Origin of the sequence: Sphingobium sp. TA15 (assembly GCF_037101235.1) — a bacterium.
GTDB lineage: Bacteria > Pseudomonadota > Alphaproteobacteria > Sphingomonadales > Sphingomonadaceae > Sphingobium > Sphingobium indicum.
The window spans coordinates 84,582-104,580 of the sequence record NZ_AP025357.1 but is presented as its reverse complement, the minus strand read 5'-3'; the positions used below and the strand labels follow the sequence as shown (position 1 = coordinate 104,580).

23 protein-coding genes are annotated in these 19,999 nt (G+C 62.8%); 6 read left to right on the top strand and 17 right to left on the bottom strand.

From position 1 onward, the window contains the following. Nucleotides 1-151 precede the first annotated feature (151 nt). A complete protein-coding gene (locus tag Sj15T_RS20790) occupies nt 152-1,153 on the bottom strand; it encodes an IS30 family transposase (protein WP_013039050.1) in 1,002 nt (333 codons plus the stop codon). Nucleotides 1,154-1,343: 190 nt separating this feature from the next. Between Sj15T_RS20790 and Sj15T_RS20785 the strand changes: the two genes are divergently transcribed. The 6 genes from Sj15T_RS20785 to Sj15T_RS20760 all read left to right on the top strand — a co-directional run bounded on the left by Sj15T_RS20785 (nt 1,344) and on the right by Sj15T_RS20760 (nt 4,882). Next, nucleotides 1,344-1,547 (top strand): hypothetical protein, encoded by a 204-nt coding sequence (locus tag Sj15T_RS20785; protein ID WP_013039051.1) that lies wholly within the window; start codon nt 1,344-1,346, stop codon nt 1,545-1,547. Nucleotides 1,548-1,722: 175 nt separating this feature from the next. Then, nucleotides 1,723-2,061, top strand: coding sequence for a hypothetical protein (locus tag Sj15T_RS20780; RefSeq protein WP_013039052.1), 339 nt, complete (start codon nt 1,723-1,725; stop codon nt 2,059-2,061). Beyond that, on the top strand, nt 2,058-2,432 hold the full coding sequence (locus tag Sj15T_RS20775) for a helix-turn-helix transcriptional regulator (RefSeq protein ID WP_013039053.1): 375 nt from the start codon (nt 2,058-2,060) through the stop codon (nt 2,430-2,432). The genes Sj15T_RS20780 and Sj15T_RS20775 overlap by 4 nt, the downstream gene beginning before the upstream one ends. Before the next feature lie 2 nt (nt 2,433-2,434). Further along, a complete protein-coding gene (locus Sj15T_RS20770) occupies nt 2,435-3,445 on the top strand; it encodes an ImmA/IrrE family metallo-endopeptidase (protein ID WP_013039054.1) in 1,011 nt (336 codons plus the stop codon). A gap of 5 nt (nt 3,446-3,450) precedes the next feature. Beyond that, entirely contained in the window at nt 3,451-4,131 is a 681-nt protein-coding gene (locus tag Sj15T_RS20765; RefSeq protein ID WP_013039055.1) for a C1 family peptidase, read from the top strand. After that, on the top strand, nt 4,103-4,882 hold the full coding sequence (locus tag Sj15T_RS20760; protein WP_013039056.1) for a hypothetical protein: 780 nt from the start codon (nt 4,103-4,105) through the stop codon (nt 4,880-4,882). The genes Sj15T_RS20765 and Sj15T_RS20760 overlap by 29 nt, the downstream gene beginning before the upstream one ends. On the opposite strand, the gene Sj15T_RS20755 is transcribed toward Sj15T_RS20760, so the two are convergent. The 16 genes from Sj15T_RS20755 to Sj15T_RS20680 all read right to left on the bottom strand — a co-directional run bounded on the left by Sj15T_RS20755 (nt 4,849) and on the right by Sj15T_RS20680 (nt 19,945). Next, complete coding sequence (locus Sj15T_RS20755; RefSeq protein WP_013039057.1) at nt 4,849-5,553, bottom strand: uracil-DNA glycosylase; 705 nt, start codon at nt 5,551-5,553, stop codon at nt 4,849-4,851. The two genes, Sj15T_RS20760 and Sj15T_RS20755, sit on opposite strands and share 34 nt — an antisense overlap. Then, nucleotides 5,550-6,728: a nucleoside triphosphate pyrophosphohydrolase family protein gene (locus Sj15T_RS20750; RefSeq protein WP_013039058.1), complete on the bottom strand. Its 1,179-nt coding sequence runs from the start codon at nt 6,726-6,728 to the stop codon at nt 5,550-5,552. Before Sj15T_RS20750 ends, Sj15T_RS20755 begins: the two co-directional genes overlap by 4 nt. After that, nucleotides 6,728-6,925: a hypothetical protein gene (locus Sj15T_RS20745; protein WP_021245304.1), complete on the bottom strand. Its 198-nt coding sequence runs from the start codon at nt 6,923-6,925 to the stop codon at nt 6,728-6,730. The genes Sj15T_RS20750 and Sj15T_RS20745 overlap by 1 nt, the downstream gene beginning before the upstream one ends. 97 nt (nt 6,926-7,022) lie before the next feature. After that, entirely contained in the window at nt 7,023-7,892 is an 870-nt protein-coding gene (locus tag Sj15T_RS20740; protein WP_013039060.1) for an LPD7 domain-containing protein, read from the bottom strand. Continuing rightward, nucleotides 7,882-9,846, bottom strand: a complete 1,965-nt coding sequence (locus Sj15T_RS20735; protein ID WP_013039061.1) for a type IV secretory system conjugative DNA transfer family protein — start codon at nt 9,844-9,846, stop codon at nt 7,882-7,884. The genes Sj15T_RS20740 and Sj15T_RS20735 overlap by 11 nt, the downstream gene beginning before the upstream one ends. Then, nucleotides 9,830-10,834, bottom strand: a complete 1,005-nt coding sequence (gene virB11, locus Sj15T_RS20730) for a P-type DNA transfer ATPase VirB11 (RefSeq protein ID WP_013039062.1) — start codon at nt 10,832-10,834, stop codon at nt 9,830-9,832. The genes Sj15T_RS20735 and virB11 overlap by 17 nt, the downstream gene beginning before the upstream one ends. Before the next feature lie 3 nt (nt 10,835-10,837). Beyond that, nucleotides 10,838-12,064 (bottom strand): type IV secretion system protein VirB10, encoded by a 1,227-nt coding sequence (gene virB10 / locus Sj15T_RS20725; RefSeq protein ID WP_013039063.1) that lies wholly within the window; start codon nt 12,062-12,064, stop codon nt 10,838-10,840. A 3-nt stretch (nt 12,065-12,067) separates the two neighbouring features. Beyond that, on the bottom strand, nt 12,068-12,925 hold the full coding sequence (gene virB9 / locus Sj15T_RS20720; RefSeq protein WP_013039064.1) for a P-type conjugative transfer protein VirB9: 858 nt from the start codon (nt 12,923-12,925) through the stop codon (nt 12,068-12,070). Beyond that, nucleotides 12,922-13,620, bottom strand: coding sequence for a VirB8/TrbF family protein (locus Sj15T_RS20715; RefSeq protein WP_013039065.1), 699 nt, complete (start codon nt 13,618-13,620; stop codon nt 12,922-12,924). Before Sj15T_RS20715 ends, virB9 begins: the two co-directional genes overlap by 4 nt. A gap of 340 nt (nt 13,621-13,960) precedes the next feature. Continuing rightward, nucleotides 13,961-14,905, bottom strand: a complete 945-nt coding sequence (locus Sj15T_RS20710) for a type IV secretion system protein (RefSeq protein ID WP_013039067.1) — start codon at nt 14,903-14,905, stop codon at nt 13,961-13,963. Between the two features lie 236 nt (nt 14,906-15,141). After that, on the bottom strand, nt 15,142-15,855 hold the full coding sequence (locus Sj15T_RS20705; RefSeq protein WP_007683402.1) for a type IV secretion system protein: 714 nt from the start codon (nt 15,853-15,855) through the stop codon (nt 15,142-15,144). Nucleotides 15,856-15,858: 3 nt separating this feature from the next. After that, entirely contained in the window at nt 15,859-18,276 is a 2,418-nt protein-coding gene (locus tag Sj15T_RS20700) for a VirB4 family type IV secretion/conjugal transfer ATPase (protein ID WP_013039068.1), read from the bottom strand. Then, nucleotides 18,263-18,613: a VirB3 family type IV secretion system protein gene (locus Sj15T_RS20695; RefSeq protein WP_013039069.1), complete on the bottom strand. Its 351-nt coding sequence runs from the start codon at nt 18,611-18,613 to the stop codon at nt 18,263-18,265. The genes Sj15T_RS20700 and Sj15T_RS20695 overlap by 14 nt, the downstream gene beginning before the upstream one ends. Then, nucleotides 18,610-18,948 (bottom strand): TrbC/VirB2 family protein, encoded by a 339-nt coding sequence (locus Sj15T_RS20690; protein ID WP_013039070.1) that lies wholly within the window; start codon nt 18,946-18,948, stop codon nt 18,610-18,612. The genes Sj15T_RS20695 and Sj15T_RS20690 overlap by 4 nt, the downstream gene beginning before the upstream one ends. Beyond that, nucleotides 18,945-19,610 carry a lytic transglycosylase domain-containing protein gene (locus tag Sj15T_RS20685; protein WP_013039071.1) on the bottom strand — a complete coding sequence of 222 codons (666 nt, stop codon included), beginning with the start codon at nt 19,608-19,610 and terminating at the stop codon, nt 18,945-18,947. The genes Sj15T_RS20690 and Sj15T_RS20685 overlap by 4 nt, the downstream gene beginning before the upstream one ends. Next, nucleotides 19,607-19,945 carry a hypothetical protein gene (locus Sj15T_RS20680; RefSeq protein WP_013039072.1) on the bottom strand — a complete coding sequence of 113 codons (339 nt, stop codon included), beginning with the start codon at nt 19,943-19,945 and terminating at the stop codon, nt 19,607-19,609. The genes Sj15T_RS20685 and Sj15T_RS20680 overlap by 4 nt, the downstream gene beginning before the upstream one ends. Nucleotides 19,946-19,999 lie beyond the last annotated feature (54 nt).

The window sequence follows — 19,999 nt, the reverse complement described above, 5'->3', positions numbered from 1 at the left end:
TTCCGCTGACGACGCCCGAGGGTGTCATCTCTATCTAGCGGAGGGGTGTCATTTCTATCTAGCGCGGCGGTTTCGATTTGAAGTGCGACACCCGTTGTGATGCGTAGCATTTCATCCGGGGTGGGGCGAGCCCCACCCCGGATGGCCAAATTTATCCGGCTTTGAGGAGGGCGATTTGCTCCCCCAGAACCTCATGCGGGGTGCGATAGCCCAGGCACTTGCGCGGTGTGCTGTTGAGGCGATCGGCAACGGCCTGGATTTCCCTGTCTGAGAGCAGTGCCAGGTCGGTGTCGGAGGGTAGGAAGCGCCGTATCCGCCCGTTGCAATTTTCCACGCCGCCTTTTTGCCAGGGCGCTGAGGGAAGACAGAAATAGCTGGTGATGCCGAGCCTGTTCCGCAGGGTCGCAAAGGCAGCAAATTCCGTGCCTCGATCGAAGGTGATGCTGCGCCGGAGGGGAGGCGGCATGTCGCGTAAATGCCGATCGATGCCGGCCATGACACCGGCAGAATGCCGGCTCGGATTACGCGTCAGGAAGGTGAAGCGGCTACAGCGCTCAACCAGCGAGGTGAGGTTCGCTTTGCCATATTCTCTCCTGAAGATCAGGAGATCGCCTTCCCAGTGGCCGAAACTGCTGCGATCCGCGATTTCCTGCGGCCGCGCGCCGATCGTATTTGCCACGGGTATATGGAGACCGCGCGGCTTTCGGCCATAACGTTGCCGGCGCGAACGGCGGGCAACTGGCAGATGGCGCCAAAGCTTATGGTGCCGTCCCTCAGCGCCGTAGACATACTGGTAAATGGTTTCGTGGCACACCGCCTCCCGCTGACCGCGATGACGCCGAAGATAACCTGCAATCTGTTCTGGCGACCAGGCCGCCAACAAGCGATCAGCAATGTAGGCGGCGAGTTCCGGCTGGCGAGCAATCTTGCCTCCGCGCACGCGACGATTGCTGGCCATGGTCTGCGCTGCAGTCGGGAAATATCCTCGGAACAGCGGTTCTTCATCAAAATGCCGGTTGCGCTTGATCTCTCGATAAATCGTCGAAGGATGTCGTCGCAGCGCATCTGCAACTTGCTTCACTGTGCGTCCGGTTCCGATCAGTCGATAAATATCGCGTCGCTCATCCAGACCCAGATGCTGATAGCCTTCCATATCGTGCCTTCCTGGAAAGGGGATCAAACCCCTATAAAACCAAGGATTTCGCACTTCGAGATAGAATCCACCGCTTACAGCTATGCAGAATGATAATAAGGATTATGTTAAATCCACAACCAGCTGAGTTTCGTGCCTGCACAGAGATGAGCTAAATGCGGCACGAATGGAAGCGAGCGAGGGAACTTGCATGATCACCGCCAAGCACATCCCTTGGGAGCCGATCGCGACATTGCCGGAAGACCGGAAAGATGGCCGTCGCTTGCTGCTCTGGGAGGTTGACCTCCCTGTGATCGGGCGATGGGATAGCGACCGCGAAGGCTGGGAGGATCCCGAAAGCATGCATATCCTAGAAGAAGTCACCCATTGGGCTGACATCAATCCACCCGTGTGATGGGCTAACGCACGAGGGAGATCGCCCTCTTTTGAGAGTCCGGTCTGCCCAACATGGAGAAAAAGACCCACGATATCGATCGAGCCGTGGCGGCCTCCGATCAAAGATATTGTCTTGCATGTCGGAATATCCGACACTATATACAACTCATGTAGGCAAATCGTGCGAGGCGTAGATGGCGACAATTGCACCTACCAAGCCGGTTACGGTAGCATTCCCCAAGAGCGACGTCATCGCGGCGCTCGTGGCCGAGCTCATCGAAGTGGCGAAAGCGGAGGCGCAGGTACGCGGCATTCCGCTTCCCCCCGATAATCCCGAGATCATCAAGGCGCCTATTCCGATGGATTCGCTGTCGGTCGTCGATACGCTGTGCGCGCTTGAACCGGTTGTCGGCTTCGAGCTGCGCGAAAGTATCGTCCGCACAGGTGGCTACAGTTCGATCGAAGCCGCGCTCGAACATCTCGTTCCCAAGATCGAGCGCGTATGGATTCGCAAGAAAGGATCGAAGCCATGACCAATCTCGCATTGCGTCACGAGGACGACGAGGAGGAGCGGCGGCGCTTAGGCGAACGGCTGCGCGAGGCCCGGAAATATCTTGGCCTCAAGCAGGAAGAGGTCGCGGCCTATCTCAAGATCCCGCGCACGGGGCTTACCGACATCGAGAACGGGCAGCGCCGTGTCGAAGCGATCGAGTTAACCCGCCTCGCGCGTCTCTATCGTCAATCGGTCGGCTATTTCACTGGTGAGGACGAAACCTCGGCCAGCTTGCCGGCGGATGTCGCGCATCTGGCGCGGCGCGTTGCCGATCTGTCCGCTCAGGACCGCGAAGAGCTTGGCCGCTTCGCCGATTATCTGCGCGCACGGTCGGGCGGAGGACAAGGCTGACCATGGCGCTCGACTACGCGAGCGCGGTTCGAGCCGGGGCCATGGCCGCTGGGCGGCTGCATCGGCAGCTGAGCACGCGCGAAGTGATCGAACAGCAAGGTGGCAACGTCGATGTGTTCGGCGCGATCCACGCCGTCGACCTGCCGTTGTTGCTCCGGCCGCTCAAAGGGCTGCTCGGCGCCTATTTGAGCGATCCTGCGCACGGCGTCCTCGTTACGACCGAGCGGCCGATGAGCATTCAGCGCTTCACGGCGGCCCACGAGCTGGGGCATTTCTCGATGCAGCATCAACCCAGCCTTGATGACGAAAGCATCTTGCGGCGGATGCCAACATCGCCGGAGCCCGGAGGGCTGTTCCAGGAAACCGAGGCGGACGCCTTTGCGATTGCCTTCATGATGCCGAAATGGCTGATCCTGTCGCACAGCGCCCGCCAGGATTGGCAGGTCGATGATTTTCGCCGCGCCAACGTGGTTTATCAGCTCTCGCTTCGCTTGGGCGCCAGCTACGAAGCGACATGCCGGACGCTGCTGCGCTACAATCTGATCTCGCAATCGACCATGACCGATCTGTTGCGGACGCAGCCGCGCGCGCTGAAGATCGATCTTCTCAAGGATTATCGCCCGGCCAATTATCGCGGCGATGTCTGGCTTCTGACCGAACGCGACGCTGGCACGAGAATCGATGGCAGCCGCAACGACCTGTTTGTGCTCCGGCTCAAGGAACATAGCGGCGGCGGGTATCTGTGGGATTTCGACCAGCTTATCGCGAGCGGCTTCGCCATTGTTCGCGACGACCGCGAAGCGGTCGATGCGGACGCGATTGGCGGGCCGGTCGTTCGGAGAGTGACAGCCGCCATCGAGGCGGCGCAGCGGGGTCGGATGTCGATCGAGGAACGGCGGCCATGGCAGCCGGTGCCAGCGTTGGCCCATCTGACGTTCGACTTCGACCTGACCGGCCCCGAACCTGAAGGTCTCTCGCGCGCCGAGCGGCGGCATCTGCTCGAGGCCGCCTAGCTCCTATGATCCAGATCACGACCGATCTTCGGCCCTTGTTTGGTGCTGCGCGCGATCAAGGCGCGCGGCCCACCTGCATGGCCTTTGCGGCAAGCGATGCCCATGCCGGCCTACGCGACGGTTGGGCACCGCTTTCCTGCGAATTCGCCTTTTACCAAGCGCAGCGGCGTGCGGGCCGATCGCCGGCGCAGGGCGCGCTGCTGTCGGCGATGCTCGATGCGCTGCGCAGCGACGGCCAACCCGAAGAACAGGGCTGGCCCTACCTCCAGGCCGTCCCCGAAGACCATGGCTCGTGGAAGCCGCCGTCCGCCGTGGGTGAACGCTATGGGCGAGACGGCCAGCCGGGCGGAGCGAACCTCGCCTCGATCATCGCCTTGCTCGACCAAGGCCGGCCGGTCGTGATCCTGACGATGCTGTCGCGCTCGTTCTTCATGCCGACGGACGATGGCATCGTCGATCCCGCCAATGACGAACAGCCTGAACCGAGCCAGCGTCATGCCGTAATCGCGGTTGGGCACGGCCAAGTCGATGGTGCCACTGCAATTCTCGTTCGCAATAGCTGGGGTGCGGGATGGGGCATGGACGGACATGCCTGGCTGACGGAACGGTTCCTGGCGCCGCGGCTCTTCGCCACCGCGAATTTGATGGAGGCAGTCGATGTATCTTCCAGTACCCTCGCAGCCTGACTGCGTTTCCGCGTGGCGCGAGGCGGTGCGCGTCGTCGATGGCGCCCCCGGCCACCAAGCCTACAACGTCATCATCGACGTCGCCGATCCCTCGGCGCGCGCGACGCTTGCAGATCCCGTGGTCGCCGAGGTCGATGCCTTCCTTGCCGGGCGGGGCAAAAAGCCGATCGAGACGGTCGCCAACACCATCTTTCCGGCAGCGCTCTACCACCGCCACGGCGCGCCGCTCTTCTTCGATCGGTTCCGGGACAATGTGCTTCCAAAGGTCAGGTTGAAGGAAGCCTGGTCAGGCTACTATTTCGAGCGAATGATGCAGTTACCCCAACTTGACGGGCCGCCGATCAACCAGATTTGGGGGATCGTCGAGCGCCTGCGCAATCCAAAGGTGCGCGCGCTCAACAAGTTTGAACTGAGCGTTTTCGACCCTGCCCGCGACGTGAACGATTCGCCTTACGGCGGGCAGTGTCTGAGCTTCGCGAGCCTCAAGCTGATCGGCAAAGGCGATCAACGCCGGATCGCCATGACGGCATTCTACCGCAACCATTTCTACATCGAAAAGCTACTGGGCAATCTGATTGGGCTGGGCAGGTTGCAATCGTTCATTGCCAAAGAGGGAGGGGTCGGTCTCGGACCAATGACAATCGTCTCTACCCACGCCGAAATCGACACCGGCAAATGGAATCGCGGCGATCTCCAGCAGCTTTTTGCGCGCTGCGATCAGGCGAGTGCGCAACTCCTCGCGGCAGCATAAGGCGCCTCCAACGGCAGACGCGGCGTTTCGAGAGCGCCACCGTCGATCCCGTACATCGCGAACATGCCTTCGATGAAGTCGCGCTGCCCGCCATAGCTCGGATGGCGGACGGCCGTCGTCGGTATACCGACATCGCCAAGGGCTAGGTGAGCATCGCGCCCGATCGCAACGATGCGCCGGGGGTTGAGCATGGCAATCAGCGCTTGAAGCAAAGGCCAGGTCGCCTCGCGTTCTCCGCGGGTATGACAACGGTTCGACAAGGGATCGCCCGCTTCATGCGGATGGAACGGGAAGACGTTCCAGAGCATGACCGGCTGTCCGATCTGTTCGAGCACGCGCCAGACGATCGCCGCCGTCCGCTCGGCGACCGCCGGGCCTTGCGTCGCACGTTGAAGGGCGATGCCGCCCATCAACGCACCCGCCCGGTCGAGATGGACCTCATCGGTGAGGGGAACGCCCGTGCGCCGGCCACCGCGATAACCGAGGTCGCGGGCAATCCAGATGGTCTCGACCTTTGCATCCAAGGCAGCGATCAGCAACCGTTCCAGATTATCGCGCCGCTTGGCCGCCGCGTCGCGCCGGTCATGAACGGCGCAGCGATCGCGCCAGGGATTGAAAACGGAAGGAAGTTCGGTTGCCGCCAGAGTAGAAACGAAATGCTTGGGGGTCATGACGGCAGTTCCTTGATAAGCAGGCGACGATGGGCGAAGTCGATCGTGACGCGACCGCGCCGGTGTTTCTGGAGGAAGCGGAAGGCCGCGTAGCCCTGGAGGATCGCTTCCTCCCAGAGCCACAGCGGACAGCGTTCGGATTCGTAACCGACGACGAACTGGCGGACATGCTTGAGCATGTCCAGCGGCAGCCCGCCTGATTTTACCTTGTCGAAGTAGCGAAGCTGCTGGGCCTGGCCGAAAATCCACGAGGTGACGCCTTCCTCGATCAGGATCGCCCGCGCACCATCCTCCGCATCATCGAGCTTCGGGTCGCTCTTGCGCTTCAAGCGCAGCAATGCGCGGATGACGGGCGACCAGCCCAGGACCGCGACATGCGCATAGTGAAAGACGTCGTGGAAGCGATAATCGTCGGGTTCAACCGCATTGTCGGTGAGCCGATCACCGACGTAGACGCCACTCGATCGTTGATAGACGAAGGTCTGTCCGCGAACCTTGCGCTCATAGACGTCGATCGTCATCCGCCGTGGGAGATGCTCTTCGGGGTCCATCATGGCATCGAACGGAGCCGGATAAACTTTCTCGCGGGGCCAGCGGTCAAAGATCTTATGTAGGTTTTTGACGGCGGCCGCCTCGATCGTGACCCCGGAATCGTTGGCGGCCTGGATTAGCCTGCGCATGACCGCCACGAGTTGGCGAGCGAGCATCGCCTTGTCTCGCGTCAACGTCCCCAACTGGAAGCTATTGACGAGGACGCCGACCTCGCCGGCGAGCGCGAGCAGCGTGTGCTCGAACTGCGGCATGGGCGCCTTGACTAGCGGAATGTGGGCTGGCTGGAGCGCATGGAAGCTCAAGGCACCGTTGTTTCCAGCCCGCCACTCGTCGTCGCCCCTCGCGGCATTTGCCGCGATGTCGCTTAGCGCCAGTGCGCTGCGGCGCGCGACGGCCGCCAAATACCAAAGAACGTCGCCGAGCTCCTCGGCAACGGCATCGGCATATCCGAGGTAAGAGGCAGCATCGCGTTGTTTCTTCTTCGCCTCGCTCAGAAGACTGCCCGCTTCGCCGAACAATCCGAGCATCGAGAAACCCAGAGCGCTCTTCCCGCTACGCTGGTCCGTCCGGGCAGCCTGCTTGGCGTAGTCGTCGATCGTCAGCGCCTCGAACTCGCCTGACATTAGTTGCGCTTCCGACGGTCGGAGATTGCCTCAGGCGGCACATTTACGCCGTAGGCCTCGAGCGCGCGCAGCACGATCATGCGGATGGGTTCGCGAGCGTCGAGCGCTCGCTGACCAAGATCGCGCTTGGTCACCCCTGGGACCTGGATTTGAAGATGCTCGTCATCGGCATCGCTGCGAGCCTCAACTTGTTTCATGAAAACAATAAATCAGAGTTTCATGAAAATATGAAACAGAAATTTATCAATCGGTGAATGATTGGTCCTCCGACAGCCGTAAACGGGGCAAACTGCGCTACCGGCTGCGAGATCGCTGCACAGGTGGATGGACTCTCGAGGATTCGTTTCGGTTGGGCGCAACGTCCAGACCCTTCCTGTCGCGCCCTTCCCTGAGCAGGGCAGGACGAATTTGATCACCTCGGTCAACGTGGTTTTGCAGTGTGGTGGTCGCGACCTTCATCACGCGCGAGATCGCTTCGGGATTGTCGAACAGTGCGGTTCGCACTACCGCTTCGATCACCCGCAACTGACTTTGCGCGGCTCGCTCGTTTCTGCCCACGGACGCCGCAGCTCGGGATCGAGCCGAGCGCTCGTGAGCTTGGGACTGATCTCGGCCGGACTCCCGGGTGACTGACGGAACGGCCGCCGGCGCGATGCTGTTGCGGTCATTGCCAAGCTTGAGGCGATCCAGCTCCTGCAGATCGCGCTCGTTCGGCCGATATCCTCGCACGTCGAGCCCTTGGCGGTTGGCCTCCAGCCATGCTGCCCGGCGAAAGGCCTCGCTGCCAGTAAGGTGAACATTCGTCCACCCACGATGCCGGGCGATCGCGACGAGATCACGCACGACCTCCTCACTGTCACTCGAAGTGACAAGGCGCCTCCCTTGGTCCCGAAATGCAGGCTCCTTGGCCTGAGCCGTCGTAAAGTAGGCAGGCTCGCCTGACCATTTGCTGGTCGATGAGAAGTAGCGTTTTTGCAGCGTCTCCGGCATGTCGCCGGTCGAGACCGATCGGGGCGGCCGCTGCCCCTTTTCCTTCTTTCCCAGGGGTTCGGGAGCATCAGGGCCGTGTTTTTCGGAACGGCCCGATGGCGATGCCTCACCGATTGAAATGGCATTGCTGCGCTTCCTAGCGCCCCGCGAACTCTCGGGTTTCTCAGCGGACATGGGCTGCCCTTTCCTGCATGAGGGACGTGGATGCCGATCCGGTCGGTGGTAAAACTGCCCGCTCGACCATCGCCGTCACGAAGGCGATTGCGGCAGCCTCGTCGCCCGGCGGCGGCAGTTCGGCCAGGTCACCCAGAACCAGCATGTCGTCCGTGATCTCTGCCGCGCCTGAAAGCTCGGCCTCGGTCATTTCCCGCATCGCAATTTCCTCCGGTATGGCGTTCCCCGAGCTCGTCGCCGGTTGCCGGCGGGTGCCACTCAGCCCAGGCGTGCCAGCACCGTGCTGCTCTAAAGCCGGAGTGGGGGAAGAAAGCATTGCCGCGATGGGACGGGCGGGCAGCACGGGCGGAGCGATCACTCGCCGCGTGAAGCGCGGCATCCGGTAATAGGCAATCTTGCGACCTCGAATGGGCGGGATGCCGGCGCGGAGGAGCAGGAGCTCGCTCTTGGGTAGCTGCATCAGCTCCTGCGGCAGCAAGAGTGCGCGGCGCTGGTCGGATTCCGAGATGCTTCGGTTCGCCAGCAGCCCGTGGATGGTGCGGCTGCGGGATTTCACGCTCATCGTGAAAAAGCCGAGCCGTTCGGAAAGTTCGTTCGCGACCTTTAGCTCCTTGGGCGTGAAGACAACCTCGAGCCCGCAATTGGCGATGATCTCGTCGGTGACATCGGGACCATAGATTGCGCGAAGCTGGGATCGGCTCTGAATGACCGGGACCAGACGTAGGCCATAGCCGGCGACATAGGAAAAGCCGCTCGCAATCACCGAGGCTTTGCCGAGCCTGGCGAACTCGTCGAGCAGGACCAGGACCGGGACATTGGTCGCGCCCTCAGGAAGATCGCGGGTGTTGAGATCCACGAGTTGCTGCAGGAACAGGCTGTAGATCGGCGCGATGCGGTCGATATTGTCGGGCGACACGCCAAGGTAAATCGACATGCGCCGACGCCGTACCTCGCGCAGGTCGAAGTCGCTTTCCGAGGTGGCGGCATCCACCATGGGGTTGAGCCAGAGATTGAGCCGCGCGGTGATGGTCTGCTTGATCCCGGAAAAGGTGTTGTCCGAGGCCGAGGTGAAATCCTGGATCGCGGACACGCACGCTTGGCTGAGGCGCTGGCCCACCCTGCGGGCTTCCTGAAGCGTTGCGGGAAGGTCGCTCTTGGGATCCCCGCTCGTGAGGCGGCGGTATATCTCGCCGATGGTGAAGGGCAGGCCCGGGTTGGATGCGACCAGGGCGCCGACGCCGACAAAGGCCGCTCGCGCGGCCTCCGCCCAGAAGGGATCGGATCGCTCGGGCGCGGGGAAAAGCATGCCCGCGATCTTCTGCAGCTCGTTGACGACCTCTATGTCATCAGTCCGTCTGATGTGCGCCAGGGGGTTGTACCGCGCCGTCCGCCCCTCCGCGTCGAGCGGATCGAACAGATGCACGGCCTGGCCGGCCCGTGCACGATAGCCGGCGCTTGCGCCCCAGTTCTCCCGTTTCACGTCGAGCACGACCACCGAATCTGGCCAGGTCAGCAGATTGGGAATGACGACGCCCACGCCCTTGCCCGCTCGTGTGGGTGCCTCGAGCAGAACATGCTCGCTCCCGCCGAATATCAGGAAACGTCCAGCCTTGCGGCCGACAACGATGCCGGACGCGGCGCGAAGGCCCTCCCGCCGGATCTCGCCTTCGCGCGCAAACCGGGCGGTGCCGTGCAATGCCGGCCCGCGGCGCAGAATCCCAATCGCGAGGAGCCCAACCACAACTGCGCCCGCCAGCGCCCCGCGCTTTAGCCAAAGAATAAGCAGTGGGTCCGTCCGATAGTACCACAGCCATGCGGGCAAGGCCGTGAGGTCGGTGTGAGAGCCGATCTGGCCCAGCCCAAAGAGGGCAACCAGCACGGCGATGGCGCAGCACAATAAGGTGCCGCCGGCAACGGACAGGCCGATCATCCAGAAGCTACGCTGCACCGGCATCGCCCACCTTCGGGTGGAAGTAGACCTCTTCGACCTCGAAGCGGCCGCCATGGCGCCGGGTCTGGACGACCACATCGATGAGCATTCGCAAAAGTCCGCGGATATCATCGCGCGCGAGATCTCGGCCGCCCTCGGATTCCTTGACCAGTAGCGTCAGCTGCTCGAAGGCACCCGCCGCAGAGCCGGCATGCACCGTGGTGATCGACCCAGGGTGCCCCGAATTGACATTGCGCAGGTAGAAGAACGCGGTGCCGTCGCGCAGCTCCTGCAGCAGGATCCGATCCGGGCGCATGCGCAGCGCGCTCTCGAGAAGTTGCTTGGGACCGACCTTTGCAAGGCCCTGCCCCTCGCTCGAATAGACCATATGAACGACATTGCGATGGGGCACGATGAGTTCGCGTGTGTCCTCGATCGTAAGCAGTCGCTCGTCGGGCGGGATGAGCTGGATGAGCGCTTTCGCCAAGGTCGTCTTGCCGGACCCGGTTGCACCGCTGACCAGGATATTCTTGCGCGCGGCGACCGCGACCTTGAAGAAGGCCGGCCAGTCGCCCGCATCGCGAAGTGCCACCAACTCGGCGTCGGTTTCGGTAAGGCCCCGGGCGCTCGCGCGCGTCGTGTCAAAGAGGCCAGCGCGTGCGAGCTGGTCGATCGGCAGGGTTACGGTCGAGGGCTTGCGTATCGTAAAGGACGGGCAGCCGCTCGGCGTCACCGACGGGATTACGATCTGGCAGCGCTCGCCGCCTGGGAGGACGGTCGAACAGATCGGGGTCTGCCCATCGATGTCCTGGTGCGTGAAGCTTGCCGCGGCGACGGCGAGCGTTCCAAGCCACTCGCTGTCGAGTTCGGACAGCTCATGCCATCGCCACCCCTGCCGGTCCTCGATTCCCGCCTCGCCCGGACGGTTGATGACGAGCTCGGTCACATCATCTGGCTCCAGCAACGGAAGAAGCGGTTCGAGGTAGTGACGAAGGACGGCGGTGTCGCGCATGGCTTACCGCCGCAGCTCTAGATTGTAGACATCGGCGAAGTTGAAGTCCTTGGCGACGAAGATACCGACCTCCTCGCCCTGGTTCTTTTTCAGCACCGGCGGGATATTGATGTTGTTCTGGAGCGCGATCGCGGCCCCTTCGCTCGGCGCACGCGTGACATTGTTGAAATTGCCGTTGCCGCTCGATGCGGCCTGCCCGGCAATATAGGCGGCGTCATCGACGAGCGAGAGCAGGAGCGCGCCGCCGAACCGTGCCCAAAAGAAGCTGTCGACCGCCCCAGCAAGCCCGGCGCGGCCGAGCGCGTCTGACCCAGGCGAGGCAAGGTCGATGCGGACGCCTTGTGGCGTCACCGCCCGGGTCCAAAGCACAAAGAGGCGGTTCTGACCCTGTTGGATACCTCCGCGATACTCGCCGAGCACGCGCGTGCCCTTTTCCATGAGCACGACCCGGCCATTCTCGGAGTAGACATCGCGCGGGATCATGCAGGACGTGTATCCAGGCTGCGCGGAATTGATGGCCGTCTGAAGGGTGCAGGGAATCAATGTCCCCGCAGTGATCAGAAAATTGCGATTGGGGAGCATCGAGGCTCGCGCTTCGCCTACGGCCGAACTTTGCCGCACAAGATCCAGCGCATTGGGCGCCCCGCCCTCAGCGCTCCCTGGCGTTCCTGAATTTTCGGTCGGTTGCGCGCCCGAGGCCGCCGCCGGACCTTGCGAGGTCTCCCCACCGAGATCGCGCCCGCCATAGGCGATGAGTGTCGACCGTCGCGCCCGGTCGGCGAGGTTGGGCCGGGCGCCCGTCCCTCCTGTCGGTCCTGGCGCCGCACCGGGCTGCATGGCAGGGACGATCTGACCGTCGGGGCCAGGAACCCCTGCTGCGGGATTGAGCACAGGTGCGTTGGGATCGCTCCCGCCTGCGCCCAGCGGTCTCGGCTGCGGAGCGACCGCCGCGTAATCGACGGTTTCCCGCGCCACGATATCGCGCCGCTCTTGGGCCGCCCCGCCCGGTGCAGTGAGGTCACGATTGGAGCCCTGTTGGCTCGTCCCGGAATTAACCCACAGGATGCCCAGTACCATCGCCGTGCCGGCAAAGATGAGGGCGGTATTGCGCTTGGAAGGCGTCATCCCCCCGATCGGCTCGATACCGCGCTCGTGCAGGATCTCGTCTTTCTCCGGCGTGAGATCGGCGCTCGGCAGAAGGCGCGAAACGGAGGATGGATCTTCGGCCATGGCTCATTCCTGCGGATGTGTGATGGTGCGCTCGACATGGGGCGACCCGGTGTTCGTCCCATGATCGACCCCATAGGGTTCTGGCGCCTGATTATAGATGCACAGCACCTCGCCGCCTCGCCGAAGGCGCAGCTGACGCGCCACCAAATGGACGACGACGAATTCGTCGCGGACGTCGAAGGGGACCAGCGTCTCAGATCCGTCCGGTCGCACCAGATATATCGCCGGCACCTCGCGGTTCGCGGGGAAACGCAACACCGTGAACTGCCCGTTATCGGAGACCTCCGACGGCTGAAGCTCGCTGGAGCCCTGCACCTTGTAGTTCATGTTGCGAGGCCCTTCGACGACCGCATGATCGAGAGCGCCGCGAACGGCGCGGCCCTCTAGGGCAGCGGCCTGCATGGCAATCTGCGCGGCCCTGAGACGCGCGGCGCGGTCGGCGTCGTCCCTGGGATATCGGAACCGCACCTGAAAATAGGCTTGGCCGTTGCGGCCCGTGATCGGACCGCTGCGAGCGGTCAACTCGAACGCATAGCTGCGCAATTCGCCTCCGCGCGACGTGGTGACGATGAGATTGGTCGGTCCGGCACGCTCACGCGGCTTGAGGAACAGGATGTGCCCGGCGACGGCGACCTCCCAAGATACGGTGTCGCCCAGCGCGACGTGCTGGATCGTCTCATCGTCGCTCAGGACAATCTGCGTTGCGGTCCGGAACGTGCCGACGATCCGATAGACCTCGGTCTCTTCATATTCGACGAACTTGACGCGCGGGTCGGACGGACCACCTCGCGGAACTTCGACCGCGTGCGCCGCCGTTACAGGCACCAGCGCGCAAATGATGGCGGCGGAGAGTGCCCTCATCGGATCACCTCCGGATCGGCACGATAGTTTTCGACCTGGAATCCCAGCGGGTTCCGGTAGCGATCGCCTTCCGCCATGGGCGCGTTGGCGTAGGCGAACGTGATCGTGGCGATCCAATCGCTGTTCTGAACGTCGGTCTCGGTCTGGACCGTCCGCGTGAACCGCACATTGGCGACGCGATCGTTGATGAAGGCGATGTTGCGCACGCGCGCTTGCACGACGGCATTCTTGCCCCAAACATTTTGGGGACTTGCGCCATTGTTGCTGCTGTAGAAGCGCGCCCAGCGCTGCTGTTCAGTCGGTTGCGAGAGGATCGTCACGAACCGAAAATTTTCTTCGGCCGCTGCCGGGATCCAGCTTTCGCGGGTTCTCACATACTGGGCGAGGAAGTATTTGGTGACCGCCTCATCGTAGCGCATCGGCCGCTGGGTGAGCGCGGTCTGGACATCCACCGCGCCGGTGGTCTGGTTGACGCGAATAACATAGGGCACGACAGTCTTGAGAGGTGTCAGAGCCGCAACTGCGAAGATCGAGGCCGCGGCCAGGAGTGAGGCGATGGCCGCGATGCTCCAAGCGATGCGGGTCGAGCGCAGCGCGTTCCGGATCCTGTCCTGATCCCAGCTTCGTGCGTCCCGGAAATAGCGCTGCAGCCCCGATGCCGGCACGGCCTCCGAGCGGTCATCAGCAGCTCGCATAATGCGATCCCCTTGGTGCGAACGAGACCTTGTCGTCCGAGGTAGACGGCGACGGCACGGCGGGCGGCGGGGGCGGATCGCCGTCTCGAGGATGGGACAGGGGCGGTATGGGCGGCGCAACTCTTGGTGCCGTGGTGGCAGGCACTGGCGAGCCAGGCAGGACGCTTCCGTAGATGTTCACGTCTCGCAGGCGATGACCATTGCAAACCGCGAGCTTCTTGGGTCCGGAAGCACAGCCCGCGACGCCGAGCACAGCTAAGCCACCGACTAGGCAAGCGACGCTGCGGCGGAAGCTCGAGGCGGAAATTCGCGGAAAAGGGAAAGTCATGATGATGCCTCACTACGCCGATTCGATGGTGCCGCCGCGACGAGCGGCGCGCTCCAAGTTGCGACTGTTGCGCATGACGCGACGCTGTCGGAAGGGAGATGCCATCGTCCCCCAAGCCGTTCCGGCGAAGGCACCCACGCCGGCAGCCGCGCCCCCGGCTATTCCCGTCGCGATGGCCGGAGCCTGGAAGAAGAAGATCGTCCCCAAAAATATGTACGCTGCAAACAGGACAGCACCGAAAGCCGTATCCACGACGCCTTCAGATGCTGCTGTTGCAGCCGCTCCGAGGTCTGTGATTAGGGTCGTGATGGCTATGATTACAGCAAGGAGAACGATATAGTTGAATACTTGGCCCAGCCAGCCGTGGAAAAAACGCCTCGTTGGCTCGAAAAGAGCTAGGGCGATGAAGATGGGGCCAAGCGCGATAATGATCGCCAACGCAACTTTGGCAAATATGGTGATAGCGAATCCAACCGCTGCCGAGAGCCCAACTAATGCCTTCAGCCCCAGGCTCAGCGCATAGAGGACCAGTTTATATGGGTTAATGTCGCTGTAGGTTGCGGCTTCAGTCTCTATCCGCGCAACTATAGCATCACTTTGAGTGTAATAGTCGTCGAATGCCTCTCCTACTGTGTCGATCGTCTTACCGGCGAGAGCTTGGGAGATCGCATCGGGCATTCCGTGGAAGAGCGGCGTCGTGATCCAATCGGAATAGGCGACCGTCGTCGCAGCAACATACAGCAGGCAGAGCTTCACCATCCGATAGAATAGCTCACCCCATGGTTCGCTGATGATGCCCCGCATCACCATGTAGCCGAACAGGGCGATGTAGATAACCAGCCCGACAGCGAGCGGACCACGGACAACCTCTACGACGTTTTGGAGACGCTCGTTGAGGAAAAGATCAAGCTTCCCATCAACGTTCGCGTAAAGTGAATTGAACATGTCCGTGGCCATGCGAGGCTCCAGGGCGCTGGATTATTTCGAAAGCGACCGCATCTTGTTGTCGAGGATCCGGAGGCTTTCAGCGTTGGAACACTCCTGTTCGTTGGGATGTGATCCGTCGGCACAGGCCTTGACGAGTCCTCTGAGCTCTTCCGGGTGAGAGGTTAGATAGTCCTTCCCGCGCGGTGCCCGCTCGCATCCTGCGAGCATTCCCGCTGCGGCAAACCCAAGCAGCAAAGCTCTCGCGGTCATTGCGACAAGCTTTCTAGCTTCGTCGCCAGTATCGCTTCGCTTTCGCGCTGTGATCGCAACTGGACGTCTGCTTCTTGCCGCATTCGCAGCGCCTGCAATTGCAAGGCGTCGTTCTGGATATGGGCATTCTCGACCCCTACCCTCGCCTGGATATCCATGACCTGCTTGGCGTCCGAAGCGGTATCCAGCGAGGTTCTCAGCTCTTCGAGGCCGGCGGTACGCTGGGCCGACACGCCATAGGCCGCCTCCGCGATCGCGGCGTCGCGCGCTGCGAGGTCGCCGTTCCGCAAGAGGTTATCGCGGGACGCGCGCTCATACGCCGACGCACCTGGCCGCAATTCCGGCAAAGCGATGCGGTTGGCGTCCCGGATACGGGTCGCGGAGCTCCCGAGCGAACCCAGGCTGGCATTGTCCGACGACATCAGCCGACTGATGTCACGGGCCTCCCGCGGCAGAAGATGGCGCATGGCATCGGTGGAAAGAGATGATGCGATGCCGTTGACGTCGGTGACCTGGTTGAAGCTGCCATAGAGCTGCTTCGCTTCTGCGATCTGCTCCTTCCCCTGATCGATCATCGACAGGGTGTTTTTCACCGTGGCCAGCGCCTGCAGATAACCGGAGCTGTCGTAGACGGGGATGCCTTGCGCAACTGCAGGCCCCGCCATTCCTAGGGCGATGGCGCCAAGTGCTGCGTATATGCCCTTACCCATAGCTCATCCTTTCCTGATCGATGCAGACCGACGCTGCTGGTGAAAAAGAGGCAGCCATTTCGCCGGGTCGTCGCCGACATCAGCGCGAATGGCATCGAGGAGCGTCACGGTTTCCGTGGTGCCCGAGAGCACCGCGAGCTCGTCGGAGAGGCCGCCCAGGTCCAGTTCCACCACGATCGAGTCATGACCCTGCTTGATGAGGAAGCGGCGAGACTCGGGGTTCAGGTCGTGACGGACGAGCTTGAATTCCGCCTGGGTCAGGCCCAGCCCGTCGATATAATCCGTTTCACGCCCATAGGGGTTGGGCAGCAGGATCTTGGTCGCGACCTGCTCCATGATACTGTGTGAGATATCCGAGCGCAGCGCATCGGCCGGGCTCTGCGTGCCGAAAACCAAGAAGGCGTTCTGCTTGCGGTAGGTCTTCAGGCCATCCTGGGCAAAGGCGCGGAAAGCGTCATCACCCAGCGCCTTCCAGAACTCATCGATGTCGATCACCAGTCGGCGGCCATCCAGAAGGCCGTCGATGCGATGGAACATGTACATCATGATCGGCGTGCGAACTTCCGGATTGTCGAGGAAGTCGGTCATGTCGAAGCCGAGGAACGGCGCATCGAGCGACAAAGCATCGATCTCGTTGTCGAACACCCAACCCAGCGATCCGCCCCGCGACCATTTCTCAAGTCGAGCGCCGATGCCTTCCGGGTCGCGCTGGCCGAGCAGCTGGCGCAGGGCCAGAATGGATCGGTTCTCCGGTGCGAGCCGCCCGAGCGACGCCAAGCCTTCGTCGATCATACGCTCCTGGGTGACGCCCAGCGGGCCGCCCGGCGGCGTCACCAGCTGCCGGATCAGACGACCGAGAAAGACGAGGTTGCGCGGTCCATATTCGAGCGCCCGCAGCGGCGCGAAGCCGGTTGGCTCCCCGTTCTTCAGCGTCAGATAGATCCCGCCAACAGACCGCACGTAGATCTCGGCGCCGCGATCCTTGTCGATGAAGATCTGCTGCGCGCCCGTCTTCTCGAGCTGCGCCATCAGGAAGTTCTGAACGACCGTTTTGCCCGCGCCCGAGGGACCGATAATGAGCGTGTGGCCGAGATCCCCGACATGGAAGTTGAAATAGTAGGGCGATTGCGCGGCCGTCTTCATCAGCGCGATCGCCGGACCCCAATGATTTCCGCTCGGCCGGCCCGCGGGATAGGTATGGAAGGGTGCCAATGCGGCGAAATTCCGCGATGTGATTGCCGCCGGCCGCGCCCGCCACGCGAAGTTACCGGGAAGCTGAGCCCAGAAGGCTGCTTCGAGCGCCGGACCTTCCCTCGCCGACACCAGACCAGCGTCCGCGAGCGCCGCCCGCGCGGCCGACAGATTATCGGCGAGCCGCCTCTGGCTCTCGGCAAACACCCCAAGCGAGAAGTGATGTTCGCCCAGCACGAACCGATTGCTTTGAAGATCGTCGGCGGCGTCTTCAAGGTCGAGCGCCTGGCTTGCTGCCGCGTCCTCGGTCGAGGCCATCTGGTTCTGTCGCCGGCGCAGCCTTTCGGCCGCGCGCGCCTTCCCCATGAAGGTGAAGGATTGCGACACGACGAACGCGAAATCCTGGCCGAGCAGAGCGTTCATCTGACCGGGACGGGTGAGCGCAGGATATTCCCGGATGCCGAAAATCCCCAGCCAGCGGCTCGCATCATGGGCGCGGATCTCGACCGTCTCGCGTCCGAAGATCACCCGCTCGCCGTAGAGTGCGGATCCAAGATGGCCTCGGACCAGCGGCACCTTGGCCTTGGCGCCCATCATGACTTGCTCGAGCACTTCGAGCGGCCTGGAGAATAGGAGGCCATTTTGCTCATAGAGGCCGAGCCGTGCGGGGCTGCACCGCCGGAGGAGCTTTTCGATATCGCGCGCCTTCTCCTCGAAGCGGGCCAGTTCGTCAGGGTCGATTTCTTCATCGGCCGCCCTGGCCTTGGCGATGCGCTTGAGGAGAAGCCCCGTCCGATCGGCCGAGCCGACCGCCGGCCGCATGATCAGCGTCAGATAGTGCTCGTTGACGAACATGCGCTTGGCAGTCACCCGCGCGCGATATTTTTCGTCCAGTTCGGCCGCGAAGTCCGAGCGGAATTGGCCTTCGGGATAGTCATCGACCGGGCGGCGAACGATGTGGGTCCAGAGCGCGAGCCGGTCGTCGGCAATGTTGCGCCAGGTGCCGTTGAGCTTCTCATGCCAGTCGTTGAGGTGGATCGGATCCGCGGTTTCGAAGGCGAGCCCCTCGAGGCGGAACATCATCATGAGGTCGCCGCTATCGAGCGCGATCACCTCCGACGTCACGTGGCGCGCATAGGGCAGATAGCGCCCAGGCTCGGCCTCTTGCCGCAATATGCGCCACGGCGTCTTGCGCGGCGGGAGCTGGGCAGCCGCGCTAGCCACGCGCAAAGCCCTTGCGTTTCAGCCCGGCGACCGGGAGCGGCGAATAGGAACTGCCGCCCCACCAGACGCGGTTCCGGTTGCGCGCCTTGGTCATGGTCCAGAGGCACAGCAGCCGGAAGGCGTTGGCATCATGCCGCACGATGAGCCGTGCAACAGCAAGACAGGCGCCTCCGATGGCGCCGGCATAGAGCGGGTTGCCGCTGACGATCAAAGTGAGACAGGCGGCAAGCGCGATCGGCAACGAGGCTTCGAGCGGCACGCCGAGCCACATCGTCGGGCGCGTGACCGCGAGAAACAACGTCTCCTCGCGCAGCCGCTCGTCCAGCGCGGCGCTCTCCTTCACGCGCCACCCGTGATGGTGTCGACGATCCACTGCGCGCTGAAGACGATGAAGATGCCAACAATGACCGTCACCAGAAGGCCGAGGCTGGCGCGCCCGGTGAAAAACATGAACCCGACGATCACGACCGCGATCACCGCGATGGTCTTGGCGAAGGTCCCGGTGAGCCAGGTCTTGATGTTCTCCGCCATGGACGTGATGCCGTCGGCACCTTGCGCGTGCGCAGGATCGCTCAGCAGTATCGAGACAAGCAGCGCCAATGCCATCACGCCGATGATGCGCAGCAGAAGTCGCGCCCATTGTGGCCGTCCGCCCAGGTGGGCGGTGATTGCTGTCATGGATGCTGTCCTTTCTGAGATGCGGCCCCGTCGCCGAACACCATGAGCGAGGCCTGGCTCGCCCTCGCCGCTGTATTCCACCCGGCTGCGGCCGGGGGCGAAACAGGGGTATCGGGTGGCGGAGCGAAGGCCGGAGCCGCTGGGGCAACGACCGAGTTTCTGGTTGCCGGCGCCGTACTCCGGATCAACGGAATGACGGCCGACGCGCTGGCATAGACCCTGGCGACATAGCCGTTGCGAAAGCCGCGCTGCCGGTCGCCGGTATTGTACAGCGACAGGGCGGTCGCGATCGCGTGATCGCGGCTCGGGGCAAGGCGCGCGACCGCCTGGTAGTTGGTCGCTAGGACACGCGCGGCGGCGGCTAGGTTGGAGCAGGGCTCGAATGCATTTTCCACCGAAAGCCCCAGCCAGCCGAGATTGGCGCTGTTGATCTGCCCCAGGCCGAGATCGATGTTGTAGCCTCGACCAATCAGGCTGCGCGCCGCAGCGATTGCCTGCGCCTTGGTCGCGGGCTTTGGCGCGCGCACGCCGGGACTATTGACCCCGATTGCGAGACTGTTGAACCGGCTCTCCGTGTGGACGATCGAAATGAGCGTCTCAGGCGCCACCGTCGGTGCGCAAGCTCCTGCAAGCGAAAGAAGGGTGGCGACATCGAGGATCATCGGCGGCCGCCGTCCAAACGCTCGATGCCGGCCAGCGAGAAGGTCTGGCTGCGGCCGTCGTTGAACGTGATGACCACCCGGCGGCGAGTTGTGGAATCGCGATCATAGACCTTCGTGCGGGCGACGCCGCCGCTACAGCCGGGAAAGGCGCCGCCGGTGGCCAAGCGTTGCCATAGCTGGGTCATCGGCGACACGCATTGCGCGTATTGGGTCGCGCCACCGGGATTGGAAAGACACAGGAGAACCTGGCAGCCCAGGTCATTCGCCGCTGCCGGTGCGCTTGGAAGGGCTGTGGCGAGGGCGAGCATCGCCATGCCGAATATTGCACGTTGCATCGGGTCTTCCCCCGCGAGAGACAGCTCCCGCGTCGGGAAATGCCGTCAGCTATC

Excerpts from the sequence above, each read along its gene's own strand:
- Sj15T_RS20790 (WP_013039050.1), bottom strand. The coding sequence starts at position 1,153 with ATGGAAGGCTATCAGCATCTGGGTCTGGATGAGCGACGCGATATTTAT.
- Sj15T_RS20785 (WP_013039051.1), top strand. The coding sequence starts at position 1,344 with ATGATCACCGCCAAGCACATCCCTTGGGAGCCGATCGCGACATTGCCG.
- Sj15T_RS20780 (WP_013039052.1), top strand. The coding sequence starts at position 1,723 with ATGGCGACAATTGCACCTACCAAGCCGGTTACGGTAGCATTCCCCAAG.
- Sj15T_RS20775 (WP_013039053.1), top strand. The coding sequence starts at position 2,058 with ATGACCAATCTCGCATTGCGTCACGAGGACGACGAGGAGGAGCGGCGG.
- Sj15T_RS20770 (WP_013039054.1), top strand. The coding sequence starts at position 2,435 with ATGGCGCTCGACTACGCGAGCGCGGTTCGAGCCGGGGCCATGGCCGCT.
- Sj15T_RS20765 (WP_013039055.1), top strand. The coding sequence starts at position 3,451 with ATGATCCAGATCACGACCGATCTTCGGCCCTTGTTTGGTGCTGCGCGC.
- Sj15T_RS20760 (WP_013039056.1), top strand. The coding sequence starts at position 4,103 with ATGTATCTTCCAGTACCCTCGCAGCCTGACTGCGTTTCCGCGTGGCGC.
- Sj15T_RS20755 (WP_013039057.1), bottom strand. The coding sequence starts at position 5,553 with ATGACCCCCAAGCATTTCGTTTCTACTCTGGCGGCAACCGAACTTCCT.
- Sj15T_RS20750 (WP_013039058.1), bottom strand. The coding sequence starts at position 6,728 with ATGTCAGGCGAGTTCGAGGCGCTGACGATCGACGACTACGCCAAGCAG.
- Sj15T_RS20745 (WP_021245304.1), bottom strand. The coding sequence starts at position 6,925 with ATGAAACAAGTTGAGGCTCGCAGCGATGCCGATGACGAGCATCTTCAA.
- Sj15T_RS20740 (WP_013039060.1), bottom strand. The coding sequence starts at position 7,892 with ATGTCCGCTGAGAAACCCGAGAGTTCGCGGGGCGCTAGGAAGCGCAGC.
- Sj15T_RS20735 (WP_013039061.1), bottom strand. The coding sequence starts at position 9,846 with ATGCCGGTGCAGCGTAGCTTCTGGATGATCGGCCTGTCCGTTGCCGGC.
- virB11 (WP_013039062.1), bottom strand. The coding sequence starts at position 10,834 with ATGCGCGACACCGCCGTCCTTCGTCACTACCTCGAACCGCTTCTTCCG.
- virB10 (WP_013039063.1), bottom strand. The coding sequence starts at position 12,064 with ATGGCCGAAGATCCATCCTCCGTTTCGCGCCTTCTGCCGAGCGCCGAT.
- virB9 (WP_013039064.1), bottom strand. The coding sequence starts at position 12,925 with ATGAGGGCACTCTCCGCCGCCATCATTTGCGCGCTGGTGCCTGTAACG.
- Sj15T_RS20715 (WP_013039065.1), bottom strand. The coding sequence starts at position 13,620 with ATGCGAGCTGCTGATGACCGCTCGGAGGCCGTGCCGGCATCGGGGCTG.
- Sj15T_RS20710 (WP_013039067.1), bottom strand. The coding sequence starts at position 14,905 with ATGGCCACGGACATGTTCAATTCACTTTACGCGAACGTTGATGGGAAG.
- Sj15T_RS20705 (WP_007683402.1), bottom strand. The coding sequence starts at position 15,855 with ATGGGTAAGGGCATATACGCAGCACTTGGCGCCATCGCCCTAGGAATG.
- Sj15T_RS20690 (WP_013039070.1), bottom strand. The coding sequence starts at position 18,948 with ATGACAGCAATCACCGCCCACCTGGGCGGACGGCCACAATGGGCGCGA.
- Sj15T_RS20685 (WP_013039071.1), bottom strand. The coding sequence starts at position 19,610 with ATGATCCTCGATGTCGCCACCCTTCTTTCGCTTGCAGGAGCTTGCGCA.
- Sj15T_RS20680 (WP_013039072.1), bottom strand. The coding sequence starts at position 19,945 with ATGCAACGTGCAATATTCGGCATGGCGATGCTCGCCCTCGCCACAGCC.